Raw genomic sequence first — 19,266 nt, forward strand, 5'->3', positions numbered from 1 at the left:
CGCCCGGGAGCCCGGGGCCGTTCAGAGGCAGTTATTCGTCATCCAGCTCCTGGGGCGGGCAATGGTACTCGGCCACTACCGTGCCTTCGTCGACGCTTTCCAGGTGCACATCGAACCCCCACAGGCGGTGGACATGCTTGAGCACCTCGCTGGCGTCATCCCCCAGGGGCACCCGGTCCACGGGAATGTGGCGGAGGGTCAGTGAACGGTCGCCCCGCACATCCACGTTCCACACCTGGATATTGGGCTCCCGGTAGCTGAGGTTGTACTGGCGCGCCAGTTTTTCCCGCAGGGGGCGGTAGCCCGGGTCGTCGTGAATGGCGGTCACCCGGTACACATCCTCCTGGTCATCGTTCTCGATGGAGAAGAACTTCATGTCCCGCATCACCTTGGGGGACAGGAACTGCTGGATGAAGCTCTCGTCCTTGAAGTTGCGCATGGCGAAGTGCACCGTTTCCAGCCAGTCGCCACCGGCGATATCCGGGAACCACTCCCGGTCCTCATCGGTGGGGTTCTCGCACATGCGGCGCAGGTCCGAGTAGATATTGAAGCCCAGGGTGTAGGGGTTGATGCCGGAGTACCAGGGGCTGTTGAACGGTGGCTGGTAGGTCACCGCCGTGTGGCTCTGCAGGAATTCCAGCATGAAGCCGTCGGTCACGTGCCCTTTCTCGTACATGCGATGGAGCAGGGTGTAGTGCCAGAACGACGCCCAGCCCTCGTTCATCACCTGGGTCTGGCGCTGGGGATAGAAGTACTGCCCCAGCTTGCGCACGATGCGGATGATTTCCCGCTGCCAGGTTTCCAGCAACGGGGCATTCTTCTCGATAAAGTACAGGATATTTTCCTGGGGCTCGGAGGGATAGCGCTGACGGCGCCGTTCCCGCTCATTGTCGTCGTCCCCCATCTTGGGGATGGTGCGCCACAGGTCGTTGAGCTGTCTCTGGAGGTACTCCTCCCGCTCCTTCTGCCGGCGACGCTCCTCGGCGGCGGAGATGGGCGGTGGCCGCTTGTAGCGGTCCACCCCGTGGTTCATCAGGGCGTGGCAGGAGTCGAGGACTTCTTCCACGGCCTCCACGCCGTAACGTTCTTCGCACTCGGCCACATAATTGCGGGCGAACACCAGATAATCGATGATGGCGCTGGCATCCGTCCAGGTGCGGAACAGGTAATTGCCCTTGAAGAAGGAGTTGTGGCCATAACAGGCATGGGCGATCACCAGGGCCTGCATGGGTAGGGTGTTCTCCTCCATCAGGTAGGCAATGCAGGGGTCGGAGTTGATCACGATCTCGTAGGCCAGTCCCATCTGGCCCCGCTGGTAGCCCTTGGAGGTGCTGAGGAACTGCTTGCCGAAAGACCAGTGGTGGTAGCCCACCGGCATGCCCACGGAACTGTAGGCGTCCATCATCTGTTCGGCGCTGATCACCTCGATCTGGTTGGGGTAGGTGTCCAGGCCGAATTCCTCGGCGCACTTGGCGATTTCGTCGTCGTATGTCTGGATGAGGTCAAAGGTCCACTCGGAGCCCTTGGATATCGGATCCGGGCGGACCTGCTCACGATTGGGCAGCTTGGGGTGCTCGATCGTATCCGTCATGCCGCTTTCCTCTCGAACAACTGGCGGAACACCGGGTAGATCTCACCGGGGTCCGCGATCTGCTGCATGGCAAAACTCTGGGGGAAACGCTCCATGATCTTCTCGTACTCGTACCACAGCATCTGGTGATCCTGGGGCGTGATCTCCACATAGGAATAGTACTGCACCAGCGGAATGATCCGCTCGGCCAGGATTTTGCCGCAGATGGGCGAGTCATCGTTCCAGTTATCACCGTCTGACGCCTGGGCGGCGTAGATGTTCCACTCGTCCGGCGAATAACGGGACTCGATGATCTTGTGCATCAGCTTGAGGGCGCTGGACACAATGGTGCCCCCGGTTTCCCGGCTGTAGAAGAACTCTTCCTCGTCCACCTCCTTGGCGCTGGTGTGGTGGCGGATGAAGACCACGTCGATCTTCTTGTAGTTCTTCTTCAGGAACAGGTACAGCAGGATGAAGAAGCGCTTGGCGATGTCCTTGTGGGTCTGGGTCATGGAGCCGGACACGTCCATCAGGCAGAACATCACCGCGCTGGTGGCCGGCCTGGGCTTCTTGACGTGCTGGCGGTAGCGCAGGTCGATCTCGTCGATGAACGGAATGCGCCGGACATTGGCCTTGAGCCGGGCGATCTCCGCCTCCAGGGTCTCGATCTGGTCGGCGTGGCTGAAAGCCGGGTCCAGGTCGTCCGGGGCCTCCTTCAGGGCCGCTAGCTGTGCCTCCAGCTCGCGAATCTTCCGGCGACGGGCACCACTGAGGCCCAGCCGTCGGGCGTGGGCTCCACGCAGGGAGCGCACCACATCCAGCTTGGCCGGTATGCCATGGGTGGTAAAGCCGGAGCGGTGGTAGGTGAAGGCCTCGGTGTCCTTGAGCTTCTTGCGGGCCAGGTTGGGCAGTTCCAGATCGTCGAACAGGAAGTCCAGGAACTCGTCCTGGGTGATCTGGAAGGCGAACTCGTCCATGCCCTCACCGTCGGGGCTGGCCTGGCCTGAGCCTGAGCCGCCACCGCCACCCCCTTCCGGTTTGGGGATCTCGTCACCGGCCACGAACTCCTGGTTGCCCGGATGGACCACCTCGCGCTTGCCACCCTGGCCGTGGTGGAAAATGGGTTCCTGGATGTCCCGGGAGGGAATGCTGACGCTCTCCCCCCGTTCGATATCGGTAATGGAGCGCTTCTGCACCGCATCCGCCACCGCCTTCTTGATGTGATGGCGGTAGCGGCGCAGGAACCGTTCCCGGTTCACCGCGCTCTTGTTCTTGCCGTTGAGACGGCGGTCAACAATGTGGGTCATACCCATAGTGTCACTCCCATCAGGTCAGAAACGGGTCAGTGCGACTTTCTGACTCTGAGGTACCACTCCGCCAACAGCCGGACCTGCTTCTCGGTATAGCCACGGTCCACCATCCGTTCCACGAACTGCTTGTGTTTCTTCTGGTCTTCCTGGCTGGCCTTCGGGTTGAAGGAGATGACTGGCAGCAGGTCTTCGGTGTTGGAGAACATCTTCTTCTCGATCACGCTACGCAGCTTCTCGTAGCTGAGCCAGGAGGGGTTTTCCCCCTGGTTGTTGGCCCGGGCCCGCAGCACGAAGTTGACCACCTCGTTGCGGAAGTCCTTCGGGTTGCTGATGCCGGCGGGTTTCTCGATCTTCTCCAGTTCGTCGTTGATGGCGGATCTGTCGAGGATCTCGCCGGTCTCCGGGTCCCGGAACTCCTGGTCCTGGATCCACAGGTCGGCGTAGGTCACGTAGCGGTCGAACAGGTTCTGGCCATACTCGCTGTAGCTTTCCAGGTAGGCGGTCTGGATTTCCTTGCCGATGAACTCCACGTAATGGGGTGCCAGGAACTCCTTGATAAAGCGCAGGTAGCGTTCCTGCACCTCGGTCTGGAACTGCTCCTGTTCGATCTGCTTCTCCAGCACGTAGAGCAGGTGCACCGGGTTGGCGGCCACCTCGGTGGTGTCGAAGTTGAACACCTTGGACAGGATCTTGAAGGCGAAACGGGTGGACAGGCCGTCCATACCCTCGTTGACGCCGGCGGAGTCCCGGTATTCCTGGATCGACTTGGCCTTGGGGTCGGTGTCCTTGATGTTCTGGCCGTCGTAGACCCGCATCTTGGAGTAGATGCTGGAGTTTTCCGGCTCCTTGATGCGGGACAGGATGGAAAACTGCGCCAGCATGTCCAGTGTGTCCGGCGCGCAGGGGGCGCCTGCCAAGGAGCTGTCCCGCAGCAGCTTGCGGTAGATGTCGATTTCCTCGGTGACGCGCACGCAGTAGGGCACCTTGACGATATAGACCCGGTCCAGGAAGGCCTCGTTGTGTTTGTTGTTACGGAAGGTCTGCCACTCCGACTCGTTGGAGTGGGCCAGGATGATGCCGTCGAAGGGCACCGAGCCCATGCCTTCGGTGGTGTTGTAGTTGCCTTCCTGGGTGGCGGTCAGCAGCGGGTGCAGCACCTTGATCGGCGCCTTGAACATCTCCACGAACTCCAGCAGCCCCTGGTTGGCCTTGCACAGGCCGCCGGAGAAGCTGTAGGCATCCGGGTCATCCTGGGAGAAGTCTTCCAGCATGCGGATGTTCACCTTGCCCACCAGGGCGGAGATGTCCTGGTTGTTGTCGTCGCCGGGTTCGGTCTTGGCCACGCCGATCTGGTCCAGCACCGACGGGTATTTCTTCACCACCCGGAACTGGCTGATATCGCCGCCGTATTCATGCAGTCGCTTGACCGCCCAGGGGGACATGATGGACTTGAGGTAGCGGGCGGGGATGCCGTATTCCTCTTCCAGGATATGGCCATCCTCCTCCGGGTCGAACAGGCCCAGGGGGGATTCGTTCACCGGCGAGCCCTTGATGGCATAGAAGGGCACCTTCTGCATCAGGCTCTTGAGTTTTTCCGCCAGGGAGGACTTGCCGCCGCCCACGGGGCCCAGCAGGTAAAGGATCTGTTTCTTCTCTTCCAGGCCCTGGGCGGCATGGCGGAAGAAGGAGACGATATTTTCCACGGCCTCTTCCATGCCGTAGAACTCGGAGAATTCGGGATATCGCTTGATCACCTTGTTGGAAAAAATGCGCGACAGGCGCGAGTCCCTGGATGTGTCAACGAATTCGGGCTCGCCAATGGCAAGCAACATGCGCTCGGCGGCGGTGGCATAGGCCGCGTGATCGTTCTTGCAGATCTCCAGATATTCCTCCAGGGAGTACTCCTCTTCCTGGGTTTGGTCATACCGGTCTTTGAAGTGCTGCAATATGCTCATGGGTAACCCTCGCTTGCTAATGAATCAGCTCGACTACACGCAATATTCCCCGTTGTTGGCCGCCGCGGGTGGGCGTTTCTGTTTATGGTTGAATGGAAAAGACAAGGCTATCACCGGTAATGGACCGGAGAGCTGTTTCCGGTCGTCCGGTACGGCCCCCACCAGCAGGGGCTCTGTTTTCAGCTTAGTCCACCGCTACGGAGTTGGACAGTGTGCAGGGTTACCAGTTCGGCAAAAATCAGCTGTTTTTTGCAACGGTTTTGTAACTGGTTCCGCTTTTGTGACTGGTCTGGTGACAGGTTTTCGCGAAGGAGGTGGGGGACGCCCTGCACCGTTATGGTGCAGGGCGTGAGCCGTCAGAGAGTCGGACGTCCGAGGTCCGGTTCGCGGTAGTCGCATACCCCGTCGGGGAAGATCTCCTTCAGACGGTCGGCCTGTGCACCGGTAAAGGTGATGTTGCCATAGGTGCCGTCGTCCAGTGCAGTGTCCACCGGCTTCAGGGCGCACTTGAAGATGCTGCCTTCGATGGGGCCGCCTGCCTCGATCCGGGAAGTGGTGTAGGTCTCGAACTGCTGCGTGCAGGTGCCCGCCGGGCCGTCGTCGAGGATACCGCTCCAGACCCCGTCACCGGCGTCGATCAGCGATCCGTCGGTATTGAAGCAGGCGTCCACGGCTTCGTCGGGTCTGTTTTCGGCGATGCTGAGATCAGGATTCTGCTGGATGTTCATGATCCAGTCATGAAGCACTTCCAGGGCCATCCAGGTCTGGTTGTACTCCTCTCTTGGCTCGGGCTCGTCCGGGTCGGAGTAATCGGTCGGCCGGGTATCGGTAAACCAGATGACCTGATTGCCGGCATCGCCCATGCGGTTGATGATGCGCTGGCGGGCGGAGAAGGACTGGTGGCTGTTGTGCATGTCCAGCACCTCCTCCAGGTAGTGCCGCCAGTCAATCACCGGCATGTTCAGTTCCCCGTCGAATACCAGGCCGGAAGTGTAGGCGGCGTTTATGGCCTCGATGTCTGCCTCCGTACGGGGGGCGGGGGCGATGCCATCGGGGCTGAGCATCATGTTGCGGCGGCTCCAGGGGTCGAAGTTGGCCGGCGAGAAGTCACCCAGGAACGGGAAGCCTTCCTGGACCATGTCGTTGGGGTGTTTCCAGCCGCCAATCCGGGCATTCAGCTTCAGGAACTCATCGGTGGTGATGTTGCCTTCCACCAGCGCGTTGAGGCCGTACTGCACGCCCACGTTGTCATACACGGTGCGGGGATTACCGTTCCCGTCGAGCCCATAGATGTTGCGGGCGTCGTCGTAGTGGGTCCATTGGACGTCGTCCATCACACCCGGGGGCTGCATAAGTTCCTGGTTACGGGCCTGGCCGTAGTGGGGGTTGAGTACCAGGGCGGTCAGGCCGCGCCAGGCCGGGATGCACTCGGTCATGCCGGGGGCGGTGCCGTAGCCCAGGGCTCGCTTGGCATCGGCGAACGGATCCGGGTAGTTGTCGGTGGCATTCAGGCCCACCAGCCAGCTTCGGTTGCTGGTGATCCACCATTTGGGATTATCGCCGTCGGTGACGTCCATGTAGTGCTCCAGCAGCTCGCAGTCACCGATATGGATCACCTGGGTAATCATGTCCGGGTAGGAATACTGTGGCACGCCGCCGTCCAGCAGGTCGGGATGGTTCTGGGAATAGACGTACTGCTGGATGCCGCCGCCGGAGCCGCCAATGGCCACGGTGTAGTCCGGCACGCCGAAGCGCTTGATAAAGTGTTCCTTCACCATCAGCGCGGTCTCGCCGCCTACCTGCAGGTTGTAGTGGGTGCTGGTCCGGGTGCCGGTGGAGTAGATGACGGCATAGCCCTTTTTCAGCACTTCCGGCTCCAGGGCCCGGCCACTGATGCGGCCCTGGCTGTGACCAACGGCAACGCCTCCTTCGAAGTGGAACAGCAGTCGCCCGTTCCAGTGGTCGGTGGAGGCTTCCCAGGGCGCGTCATCCGCCTCCGCCAGGGTGGCAAAGCTGTAGATGAACCGGTTAATGGTGCCCCTTTCCTGGCGGACGATAAAGTCCACGGTACGACCGTCGGTCAGGGTAGTGCGGGCCATGTCATCGGGGCGTACGCCATCATCGGGAAGCGGCGCCCATTGGCCATCCGTGGTGCGGTAGATAAAGGTGACATAGGGCTCGATGGAACAGTCACGGCTGAGGCCAATCTGGCTACCACTGCTGTCCAGAACCGGGAAACCGGTATCGCCGTCGGTATCCACCAGGGGCTGTTTACCCAGTTCGGTGGTTACCGTGCACACGAAGGGGTACTGCTGGGGGCCGGAAAAGATCGGTCCGGTGATGGGGTGTGCCGTCAGGTCAACGGCTGCCAGCGGGCCCTGTCGGCGGTGGTGCAGTTCAAGCCGGTTCTCGCCCTGTTGCAGGCCGGTCACCAGGACCTCATGGCGGTCTTTACCCGCCCGTATCTCGGGCTCAATGGGCTGCCCGTTGAGCCAGAATTCCAGGTGCCGGAGCCGAGAGGCGACCGCCGGCGTCGACTTGATGGGGCGGTCCTTGAACAGCACCTGCACCAGTACGTCATCGCCGGTGACCTGGTCTGGGGCACTGGACAATACCTTGAGATCATAATGGGGGTTGGCCGCATGGCCGGTGATCGCCAGCCCAGACATGGCCAGCAGAAGAATCAGGCAGTGAATGCATCGTCTCATTGGCATGGTGAAGCTCCCTCTATGTTAATTTTTGTTACAGGGGTGCTTCACCAGCATGGTAAAACATGTACAAAAAACAAACGCACAGTATGGGAAAGGCCCGATTTCAGCGCATCGAGCCCGCTACCGATTTCCTAAACTCTTGAAAGAAGATCGAAAATTATCGCCAGGAGCGTTTAGTTTTTTTTGAGATAAAAAACGCTTTCGGTAGCGCCTTTTTGCAGTCCCTTACGCTTTGCAAAGGGGTTGTCCCGCCCCATGGCCTGGCTCAGGATATGGCGGATCTCGTAGTCTTCACCATAGAGGTCATGGACCTCCTGATCGCTGACATTGAACGGCGGGCCCTGCATTTCACTGCTGTCGTAATCCAGGGTGATCAACAGGATTCGGGTGCTGTCCGGGATCACCGCGGTCAGGTGCTCCACATAGTCCCGGCGCATCTCCGGGGGCATGGCAATCAGGGCGGCCCGGTCGTAGACCATCCGCACGTGTTTCAGGTCATCCGGCACCAGCTGGAAGAAATCCCCACACCAGAGTTCCAGGTCGTCGTGGCGGAAGATGGTAAAGGGCTCGCCCGGGTGGACCTTCGCCTTTTCCTGCGCTTCCTCGAAGAAATCCTTGCAGGCGACCTTGCTCAGTTCCACGCCGATAACCGGATGCCCTCGGTCGTGGAGCCACCACATGTCATGGGCCTTGCCACACAGGGGGACAAATACCGCCTCGGTGCTGTCACCGGAAAACTCGGGCCAGTGGTCGTGGAGGTATTTGTTGACGGTGCCCTCATGAAAGCCGATCTCGCCCTTTGCCCAGCGGGTGTGCCAGAATTCATGCTCCATGATGCGTTTCCCCGTTCAGTTGTGGACGATGTTTCTCAGAGCATAAGACAGGAGTCAGAACAGTGAAAGCCGTATTCCTTGATGCCAGCACCTTGGGCGACGATGTCTCCCTGGCACCGATTGAAGCGGTGACCGGGCCGCTGACCTGTCACGACCGTACCCGTGCCGATCAGGTGATTGAGCGCCTGCGGGGCTTCGACACAGTGCTGGTCAACAAGGTCGTACTTGGCCGGGAGCATTTCGAGGCCTGCCCGGAGCTGAAAACCATCGCCGTGGTGGCCACCGGCCTGAACAACATCGACCTCAAGGCAGCGGAAGACCACGGCATCCACGTGCTCAACGTCACCCGTTACGGTCGCTCCACCGTGGCCCAGCACACCATGGCCCTGATCCTGGCGCTGGCCACCCGGCTGATGGATTACAGCCGGGATGTACAGGAAGGGCGCTGGGAAAAAAGCGATATGTTCTGCCTCATGGACCATCCCATCATGGAGCTGGAGGGCAAGACCCTGGGGATCATTGGTTACGGTGACCTGGGGCAGGGCGTGGCCAAGCGGGCGAAAGCGTTTGGCATGAACATTGTCCTGGGCTGCCGTCCCGGCCAGGAACCGGGTGAGGTGGACGGCTATCCTCGCATCCCCCTGGACGAGTTGCTTCCTCACGTGGATGTGCTTTCATTGCACTGCCTGCTTACGGAGGATACCCGCAACCTGATCGGCGCCGACGAACTGGAACAGATGAAGGACACAGCCCTGGTCATCAACACCTCCCGCGGCGGTCTGGTGGACGAACAGGCCCTGGCCCACGCCCTGCGCGCCGGCACCATCGGCGGCGCCGGCTTCGATGTGCTCACCGAGGAACCACCCCGCCACGGCAATCCGCTGCTGGCAGACGATATTCCCAACCTGATTGTGACCCCGCACTCCGCCTGGGCCAGCCGCGAGGCGCGGCAGCGGATTGTGGAGATTATGGCGGGGAATCTGGCTACGTGATTGTTGATTCTCTGGGCTAGATATCTGTCGTCACCTGAATCAATCAAAAAATTACTGAATTTTACGTTTGCTGGTGGGAACACAAGGTCTTTGTGGGCTATCGTGACGCCTAAACAATAAGTAATAAAACATCAGGTGCCACTTCAAAGGATACATCTCAGGGAGTTGTGATGTCCCCCGACCGGTTCTTCGTCAAGAGAAAGAGTCCGATTTCCGGCTTTGCGCCATCTGCCAGGAGCGGTAGCCGCGGTTGTGTACACACTCTGTCAGCCTGCTCTGATATGCATTGGTTAAATTAAGATGTTGACCCTCGGTAGGCCTCGCTTGCACTTAACGGTGGCAGCAGGGTGTATCGCATCACTGTTGACCCTGTTCCTGCTGCCCTCCCTGGCATTTAGTGATTCCGGCACCTCGACCGGATTCGAGTTCTCGAATTTTTCGGAATCAGTGAGCGTCCAGGCACGAGGCAGCAGGTTCTTCCTGAATGGGGATATCGTGGCAACGCTCTCCGGAGATCTGATCGTGAAGACGACGCCGGATTCAACGGAGGCGGATGTCAAAGAGGTGTCGTCTTCCGTCACGACCGCTCGCTTACTCTACTCGGGACAGGCCTTCAGTTATTTCCTTGTCTCCACGACGCATCCGAATCTGGCAAGTGCGGTTGATGTCCTGGAAGGGGCTGACGGGGTCTTGCTGGTCCAGCCGGATATCCTCCAGTTGCAGACGCCCAGCTCATTGCTGGCTGCCCCAAACTTCCGTGGCTACCTGGATCGCTCCGGGGTCGCCTCATCGCGGCGTGAAAGCAGGGGAGGCGGAGTTTCGGTGGCCATTTTTTAAGAATCAAGGAGTTTACATGGGTGCCATTTCCCATTCTGCATTCGCTTTTATGAGCTACAAATGCGGCCTCTCACGAATGCTGTTGGCCACAGCAATAGTGTGGGGGGCAACGCCGGCTTTCGGAGCCACCAGCCCTGGCCTGGTCCAGGGTGTTGATGCCTTAGAGGCCGACGAAAGCAGGACTAGCGAAGCACTCGCCCAACCGGTCGGGTTAAACTTCACGCCCCACCCGCTCAACTCCGTAAAAGACGAAGTCGTCGTTATTGACACCTCTGTCGAGAACTGGCGCATGCTAGTACGTGGCGTCCCCGCCGATGCGACAGTTGTGCCTGTCGCTTCAGGCGACGATGGCCTGGACGCTCTGGCCGATGCCCTGCGTGGGCGTTCCGGCATTCGCGCCCTCTACATCATCAGTCATGGTGAGTCCGGGGCCCTCCGTCTCGGCGCTAGCCGAATCGACGCAGGCATGCTCGAGCATCGGGCCGACGCCATTGCTACAATCCGTGGCGCACTTTCCGTCGATGCTGATATTTTTCTGGCCGGCTGCAACCTGGCACAGGGCGAACGTGGGCGACGTTTCATAAATGAGCTGGCGGCGGGCACCGGTGCGGATGTAGCAGCGTCCACGAATATCACAGGTGCTCAGGATCGGGCCGGTGACTGGGTACTCGAGTATGCGACGGGAGAGCTGGCTTCGAGCAGCGATCTGACCGCCAATGCGGTTTTGGCGGGCTCGGCGTTGGAAAACTATGACGGTGTGCTGGCTACGCAGTTCGAGTCGTCACTCAATGCCGGTGCTAACCCGTTGAGCGGTGTCCCGAATTGGGAGGTTATTGTCGGGGATTTCGATACAGATGGCGATGTGGATGTTCTGGCCTACGATGACAACACCTATAGCTCGGCGACTTTCTATCAGAATGATGGTAATGGCGGTTTTACGGCAGTCACCGGAGAATCGGACCCGTTTAATGACGTAACGGATTATTTCTTCGTGTCAAGCAACGTCTACGTGGCTGATTTCGATAATGACGGCGATGTTGATATTTGGGATTTCAGAGGTGATACCGGGGGGGACGGTACATCAAGATATTATGAAAATACCGGTGGGTCGACCTACACGAGTAGTCTTAGTGGAGGTAACAATCCGCTGAGTGGCGTTCCGGATATTGGTACCGGTGTGATTGTCGGGGATTTCGACACGGACGGTGATGTCGATGTCCTGGCATTTGATGACGACACCTACAGTTCGACGACTTTCTACCAGAATGATGGCAGCGGCGATTTTACGGCGGTAACCGGCGCATCAAGCCCGTTTGAGGGCATTGACGCGGTCGACCAGTTCTATGCATCGAGCAACGTTTTTGTGGCCGATTTTGATAATGACAGTGATGTCGATATCTGGGACTATCGAGGTGAAACACAGGGCGACGGCAACTCGATTTATCTGGAGCAACTCGAGACCCCGCCGCTAATCCTGACCAGCACACCAACGGATGACGCTACGGGTGCGTCCACCAGCGACAGTATCGTTATCACATTCGATGAGTCTGTCCAGCTTGGCAGCGGCAACATAGAAATACGTCACGTCGCTGACGATACACCCGCCTCTACCGCAACCCTCTCCGGTGGCACTGTGACGGGGGGCGATGCCACTGTGTCCCTGTCGACGACCAATACAACAAACGACACCCTGACCATCAATGCAGCTTTGCCCGGCACGACGGATCTTTATGTTCATATCGATCCGTCGGCCCTGTCCGATACCGCCGATGGTGCCGCCGCTCTGAGCCTGAACGACAACCCGGACACGCTGAACTTTGCCACCGGGACGGCCAACGATGCGCCTACACTCGATCTGGACACCGGCGCGGCCGGTAGCGACCACACCGCTGCCTTCAGTGAAAATACTGACCAGGGAACCGCGAATACCGATGGCGTGACAGTAACGGGCGCAGTCGCCACCAGCGATTCGGATGGCACGGTCGAAACCGTCACACTGACATTGGATAACCCTCAGGGTGATGCCGGTGAGGGCCTGGATGTTGATACGGCTTCGCTGGCAAGCGCTCTGGGTTTCACCACTTCGGCCAATCAAATCACCATTACCCGAAACACCGCCAGCAATGCTGAGCTAGTTGCGGCGATTGAGGCGGTTCGCTATCAAAACAACAGTGACAATCCCGATACTACGGGCCGCACTGTGACCATCGAAGCAACGGACGACGGTGGGGCGAGCACTAGTGCCACATCGACCGTTACCCTGGAGGCCAGCAACGACGCGCCAGTCCTGACGGCTGGCGGCAGCGATCCCAACTTCAGTGAGGGCGGCAGTCCTGTCGGCCTGTTTTCAGGCACGACCTTTTCCACCATCGAAAGCGGGCAAACCCTATCCGACTTGACGCTCACCATCGATAATCTGGCCAATGGTGTTTCGGAAATTTTAAGCGTTGATGGCAGTTCGATTACGCTGGTCAACGGCGAGACCGGGTCTACGGCAAACAATGGGCTGAACTTCTCCGTATCCATGGTGAACTCCACGGCTACGGTGAGTTTCTCAACTGCAACCCTGTCAAACTCGCAGGCTAAGACATTGATTGACAACCTTTCCTACGGGAACAGCAGTGTCAACATCAGTCCTTCCACGCGCGCAGTGACGTTAACCTCCATTACCGACAACGGCGGAACCTCCAACGGCGGGGACGACACCACCGCGTTGAACATTGTTTCAACCGTAAGCCTGGCCGACAATGTGGATCCTATCGTGAGCGATGCGAACATCAGCCTCAGCGGTGGCACAGGAAACAGCGGCTCCTATGTCCTTGGGGATACCGTCACCGCCAGTTGGAACAACACGGCCAGCGGCGACAATAACAGAGACATTATCAACACGGTTACCGTCGATTTCTCCGCCTTCGGCGGCGGATCGTCTGTCACGGCCACGAGTACGAGCGGCACCTGGAGCGCCTCCTATGGCATTGATGGAAGCTCCGTATCCGGAAGTGACCTGAACGTATCCGTGAGCGTCACCGACAATGCGGGTAACGCGACCACCACCACCGATAGCAGTAATGCCACGGTGGACAACGCGACACCCAGCGGCCACAGCGTCAGTTTCGACGATGGCACCATCAGTGCGGCCGAAGCAACGGCCACCAGCTTTACTTTCGCCAGTGCCGAAGTCGGCGCCGATTACAGCTATACCATTTCCAGCGGCGGTGGCGGCACCCCGGTGTCCGGCACGGGCACCGTCGCCACCGCCAATGAGCAAATTGCCAATCTTGACCTTAGTGGCCTGTCCGAGGGAACGCTGACCCTTTCGGTCACTCTCACAGACCCCGCCGGTAACACTGCCAGCTCCGTCACGGACACCGCGACGTTGGACAGCACAGCGCCCAGCGGCCATAGCGTCAGCTTTGACGATGAGACTTATAACAACAGCGAAACAGGCGCAGCCAGCTTTACCTTCAGTAGTGCCGAAGTTGGCGCGGAATATAGCTACACGGTGTCCAGCAATGGCGGTGGTACACCAGTGGTTGGCACCGGGACCGTATCCGGCGTTAGTGCGCAGATCGTGGGGCTCGACCTCAGCAGCCTGTCCGATGGTACCTTGACTCTGTCCGTAACCTTGACGGACACCGCTGGCAACTCGGCCGTTGCCGTGACCGATACCGCTACGCTGGATGCCAGTGCGCCCAGCGGGCAGAGCGTCAGTTTTGATGATGCCACCTATAACAGCGGCGAAGCCGGATCGGCCAGCTTTACCTTCAGCAGCGCTGAAGTCGGGGCCGATTTCAGCTACACGGTCTCCAGTAATGGCGGTGGCACACCGTTGACGGGCACTGGTAACGTGGCTAGCGCTGGGGAGCAGGTCGGTGGTTTGGATCTCAGCGGCCTGTCTGATGGCACGCTAACGCTGTCCGTAACCTTAACGGACACTGCCGGCAATGCGGCCACGGCCGTGACCGACACGGCCACGCTGGATGCCAGCGCACCCAATGGCCAGAGCGTCAGTTTTGATGATGCCACCTTGAATGGCAGCGAAGCAGGCGCCGCCAGTTTCACCTTCGGAAACGCTGAAGTGGGGGCAGACTACAGCTATTCGATCTCCAGCAGTGGTGGCGGTACACCGGTCACCGGTTCCGGCACCCTGGCCAGCGCAGGCGACCAGGTTGCGGGTATTGATCTGAGTGGCCTTGTCGATGGCACCTTGACGCTGTCTGCCGAACTCACCGACAGCGCCGGCAACACGGCAAGCCCGGTTATGGATACAGCGACCCTGGATACCGCAGCGCCCACTGGGCATACCGTCAGCTTCGACCAGTCGGATGTTGGCGCGGCTTCGGTTGGCTCAGTGAGCTTCGCCTTTGCCAGTGCCGAAGTCGGGACTGAGTACAGCTACACCATTTCCAGCAGCGGCGGCGGTACGCCCGTGACCGGCACAGGTACGATTGCAGGTGCCGGTGAGCAGGTCACCGGCGTCGACCTGACCGGCCTTGGTGAAGGTACGATAACGCTGTCTGCTGTGTTGACGGATACCGCTGGAAATGCAGCAGCGGCCGTTACCGATACGGCGTCCCTGGATACCACCGCTGCAGCGCCAACCCTGGCCACAGCGGCGGGTGACCCGGTCAATGCCCCGTTTGACGTGACCGTGAGCTTTACCGAGTCGGTAACCGGTTTCACTGCTGACGATATCGCGGTGACCAACGGTTCGGTCAGCAACTTCGCAGGCGCCGATGCTGACTATACAGCCACCGTGACGCCGACAGTCGATGGCACGGTGACCGTGGACGTGAGTGCTGGGGTGGCCCAGGATACGGCTGGCAACGACAGTACGGCGGCGAACTCATTGGTTCTTGAATACGATGGCTCGACACCGGTGCCTGCCATTACCGGTGGCGATGCAGGTACGACCGTTAACGGGCCGGTTGACGTCACGGTCGACTTTGGCGAGCCGGTGTCCGGCTTTATGCCCGAAGATGTGTCTGTGACCAACGCCAGCCTGGGTGGTTTCACGGACGAGGGCAACGGCAGCTTCAGCGTCACTGTGACCGCTTCGGGTGATGGCGAGATAACCCTCTCGGTACCCGCCGGGGTAGCCGGAGATGTCGCTGGCAACGATAACGAGGCCAGCAACACCTTCACCCTTACCTACGATGGCAGTGGCCCCATGCTGCAATCTTCCACCCCGGGCAATGGCGATACCGATGTGCCCTACGACTCCAGCCTGATGCTAGTCTTCGACGAGCCGGTGGTGGCAGACAGTGGCCAGCTCACGTTGCGGGACCTGACAGACGGGCAGGACCATAGTGTGCTGTCGATCACCGATGCCCGGGTGACCGTGGCGGATAAGCAAGTCACCGTGGTGTTGGATGAGCCCCTGGTTCCCACCCATGAATATGCTCTGCGGGTCGATGCCGACAGTCTGCTGGACGAAGCCGGCAACGGCTGGGCCGGGATTCAGGACGATGCAACGTTGCACTTTACCGCCGGCAACCTGGCGCCGGAGGCAGGCAGTGACAGTGCCACTCTGGGCCAGGATACCCGTCTGGCACTGGATGTGCTGGCCAACGATGTTGATGAGGAAGGGCGCCTGAACCCGGCCAGTGTCCGCGTGGTTACAGCGCCGGCCCACGGTCGTGTCGAGGTGGAGACCGCGACCGGTGCCGTCACCTATCAACCGGAGGCGGGTTATACCGGTGCCGACAGCTTCACCTACGTGGTGGAGGATGAGTTTGGTGGTGAGTCCAACCCGGCCACGGTCAGCCTGACGGTTGAGCCGGCCGGTCTGCCGCCCGTGACCCGTGGCGACACCGCAAGGGTAGCACCTGGCGGTACCGCCACCCTGGCGATGCTGGACAATGACCGTGCCGGCGCCACGGATGTGGCACTGGACCCACAGAGCGTGGCGCTGGTCCTCCGACCGCACCACGGCACGGCAGAGTGGGCCAACGGTGAGCTGACCTACACCGCCGATGAAGGCTTCGAGGGTGTGGAACGCCTTGCCTACACCGTGGCGGATACCGATGGTGTCCGCTCCGCTGCGACTCCTTTGTTTATCAACGTCTCCGATGGCGGGACAGCGCCGGTCGCCCGTAATGACTCGGTGTCCACCGACGTGGCAACCGCAATGCCGGTGGAGGTCCTGACCAATGATGAGGCCAGTGGCAGCGCACTTGCCAGCGCGACCGTGGAACTTGGCCGTCTGCCCGGCCATGGTATGGCCGAAGTAGACCCGGACACCGGCGACATACTCTATACGCCGGATGCGGACTTCCGCGGTGAGGATGTTTTCCACTACACCGTGCGGGATGACCGGGGCCTGGTCTCTGATACCGCGTCGGTTACGGTAAGCGTCGGGCTCACCGGGGCACCGCTGGCCCGCAATGACCAGGTTTGGACGCTCGGCGGTGCCGCTCTGGCCATCAATGTGCTGGGTAATGACCGGGGCCTTGATGGCGAACTGGATCCGGCCACCCTGAGCCTGGTAGACAGTCCCGCCCAGGGGCAGGTAACACTGGACACGGCGGCGGGCCTGTTCCGCTATACGCCGGATGAGACCTTCAGCGGGCCGGATAGCTTCACCTACACTGTCCGGGACGAGGGTGGTCAACTGTCGGCACCGGCCACGGTGACTGTCACCGACCAGCCTGGTAACAACCGGCCCCTGGCCAACGACCGTTACCTGGCCGTGGCTGAGGACAGTGAAGCCAATCTCTCACCGCTGAGCAACGACCAGGACCTGAACGGTAACCTGGCCGTGGACTCCCTGCAGGTCAGGCAGCAGCCCCTGAACGGCACCCTGACGACAGGCGGGGATGGCACTGTGTCCTATACGCCAGCGGAGGATTTCTACGGCGAAGATCGCTTCACCTACACCATTGCGGACGACACCGGCCGCAAATCCGAACTGGCTGTTATCCGGCTGGTGGTTGCCCCGGTAGCGGATAAACCGCTGATCAACGGTACGCCGCAGACCACGGTTCCGGCAGGCACCGCCTTCCGGTTCACCCCGACCGCCACGGACATTGATGGCAACCCACTGACCTTCTCGGTGGACAACCTGCCGGCCTGGGCCAGTTTCGATGAGTCCAATGGCCGCCTGCAGGGCACTCCGGACCTGGAGCAGGTGGGCGCCAGCGAGCCCATTGTGATCACCGCCAGCAATGGTGAGGAAGAAGCGAGCCTGCCCGCCTTCCGGATTCAGGTCACCGACAATGCCGGGGGCTCCGATGACGGCGGTGACGATCCAGTCTCCAGCCCGGTGCAGCCGGGCGAGGACGAGACCAGTGACCGTCAGCTGGTGGATCCTGCCGATCCGGTGCTGAATACCCCGGCGTCCGGCTGGCCGTCCTATACCGATGAGCAGCCTTCCCGCGCCCGCTATGACATCGAGTACGTGGATGCCACCGGCGTGCCCAGGAATGTCTCTGTCGTCCTCGATGACCCGTCTGCCCCGCTGCCCGCCACGAACAACGACGGTAACGGTGGCCAGACCCTGACCTTCAGCCAGAACGATGGCAGCGAACAGGTGGTGCGGATCGACCCGACCGGCGGTACCGAGGTCAGCAGCTTCCGCCAGGGTGGCGACGCCGAGCCGGGCAGCCGCCTGGTCAGCCAGGCCCGCGACCTGGTCGTCACGGCACTGCCCCAGGGCGGCATGCGCAGCGAGGCAGTCTTTGGGGATGAAGGTCCCGGTCAGACCCGGGTCGTCATTGACCAGTCGCCCACGGGCGAAGTCACCGTTGCCTCGGTCTATACGGACGCGGACGGTAACGACCAGACGACGGCTGTGGCCTTTGACCCGGTACCGGCGAACCTGATGCTGGCAGCCGATGGAACGGTTACTGTGACCAGTGGCGCGGTGGGCGGCAATGAGGTTGCCGCACAGGAATACCGGATTACCCCAGGGGGTGAGGTCAGCATTCTCAGCCGCCGCAATGCCCCGTCAGACGGCGTGTTGTCCTCGGCTATCGCGGTTCGCTCCGCCGGTTCCACGGGGGCGGTGGAAGCCGATGGCTACACCATGGTGGACCTGCCGGCGGGTGCAACGTCCCAGGCGGCAGAGATTACCGCGGACGGTCGCGTGCAGTACCAGGAAAACGGCAACCTGGTGGATCTCGCCCCGGGCTCCGCCATTGCCCTGGGCAGCGACGGTGTAGAGGTCGTCTCCCGCAATGCCGACCCCGACCGTAATGGCCTGGGCCGGGCGGCGGAGATTGTCTCCGGAGCCGGCGGCAGCCAGAACCTGGCCCGTATCGAGATCACAGATGTGGAAAGTGGCAATGAGAACCTCCGGGTGGAGGAAGCGGATGATGGCGACGGCTTTGAGGTCAGCCAGACACTGCCGGACGGGGGCGGGGTGTTGTCATCCCGTATCCGCCTGGATGGCAGCTCGCAGCATCGTCTGGCGGGGCGTTCCGCCCAGTCAGACAACGAGATGACGGTCCGCCTGCCGGTGAACCTGTCCATTCGCTTTGCCGACCGGGTGGTGGCCGTGGCCGACTCGGGTGACGCTGCGATGCTGGCGGAACTGCTCGCCAGCGGCGAGGTGCGCCATGAAGTGGCCATTGGCGGCGAGTCCACCCGCGCCAGCAGCCGGATCCCGGGAACCCGCACGGTGATGGAGGAGGGTCCGGATGGTAGTCCGCAGATAACCACCCGAAGCGCTGCTGAAGGCCGCACGATGACGGTGGTTGCAGACAGCCTCGGGCGGGCCCGGCATTCCCTGGTGAACCGCGCCGGTATGGAGTCCCGGGCTGAGTTCAATGCGCCGGGAGCTTCTACCACGATTGATGAGGACGGCACCATCCGGGCCCGCTCAAGGCTGGGTGACGGTGATCGCTGCGCCTGGGCGGAGACCTTCGGCAATGGCGAAACCGGCACCGGTTTCGGGTACTACGACAGTGATGCGGTCCGCTGCATCGGTATTGATGCCCCCACCAGTCTGGATTCCCTGTTCGAGCCCGGGGCCAGTGTCACGGTGGATGACGATGACAGTGGCGCCAGCATTACCGTGGAAACACCGCTGACCCGACCACTGCGGTTCTGACTGGAG

Annotated in this window: 8 protein-coding genes; 3 read left to right on the plus strand and 5 right to left on the minus strand. The window is 60.8% G+C overall.

Going from position 1 to position 19,266, the window contains the following annotated elements; all coding sequences use genetic code 11:
* Positions 1–31 precede the first annotated feature (31 nt).
* From RO069_RS12905 to tmpT, 5 genes are all read right to left on the minus strand, one after another.
* Positions 32–1,591, minus strand: a complete 1,560-nt coding sequence (locus tag RO069_RS12905; RefSeq protein ID WP_328188033.1) for a SpoVR family protein — start codon at positions 1,589–1,591, stop codon at positions 32–34.
* A complete protein-coding gene (locus tag RO069_RS12910; protein ID WP_328188035.1) occupies positions 1,588–2,883 on the minus strand; it encodes a YeaH/YhbH family protein in 1,296 nt (431 codons plus the stop codon). Before RO069_RS12910 ends, RO069_RS12905 begins: the two co-directional genes overlap by 4 nt.
* A 29-nt stretch (positions 2,884–2,912) precedes the next feature.
* Complete coding sequence (locus RO069_RS12915) at positions 2,913–4,835, minus strand: PrkA family serine protein kinase (protein ID WP_328188036.1); 1,923 nt, start codon at positions 4,833–4,835, stop codon at positions 2,913–2,915.
* 356 nt (positions 4,836–5,191) lie between these two features.
* Entirely contained in the window at positions 5,192–7,549 is a 2,358-nt protein-coding gene (locus tag RO069_RS12920) for a DUF6351 family protein (RefSeq protein WP_328188037.1), read from the minus strand.
* A 170-nt stretch (positions 7,550–7,719) separates the two neighbouring features.
* A complete protein-coding gene (tmpT, locus tag RO069_RS12925) occupies positions 7,720–8,379 on the minus strand; it encodes a thiopurine S-methyltransferase (RefSeq protein ID WP_328188038.1) in 660 nt (219 codons plus the stop codon).
* A gap of 62 nt (positions 8,380–8,441) precedes the next feature.
* On the opposite strand from tmpT, the gene RO069_RS12930 reads away from it, so the two are divergent.
* The 3 genes from RO069_RS12930 to RO069_RS12940 all read left to right on the plus strand — a co-directional run bounded on the left by RO069_RS12930 (position 8,442) and on the right by RO069_RS12940 (position 19,260).
* Entirely contained in the window at positions 8,442–9,371 is a 930-nt protein-coding gene (locus tag RO069_RS12930; protein WP_328188039.1) for a D-2-hydroxyacid dehydrogenase, read from the plus strand.
* Between the two features lie 363 nt (positions 9,372–9,734).
* Positions 9,735–10,208, plus strand: coding sequence for a hypothetical protein (locus tag RO069_RS12935; RefSeq protein ID WP_328188041.1), 474 nt, complete (start codon positions 9,735–9,737; stop codon positions 10,206–10,208).
* Positions 10,209–10,284: 76 nt separating this feature from the next.
* The gene (locus RO069_RS12940; RefSeq protein WP_328188043.1) at positions 10,285–19,260 is read left to right on the plus strand and encodes an Ig-like domain-containing protein; all 8,976 of its coding nucleotides are present in this window, start codon (positions 10,285–10,287) and stop codon (positions 19,258–19,260) included.
* Positions 19,261–19,266: the final 6 nt, after the last annotated feature.

Origin of the sequence: Marinobacter sp. OP 3.4 (assembly GCF_036224885.1) — a bacterium.
Classification (GTDB): Bacteria; Pseudomonadota; Gammaproteobacteria; order Pseudomonadales; family Oleiphilaceae; genus Marinobacter.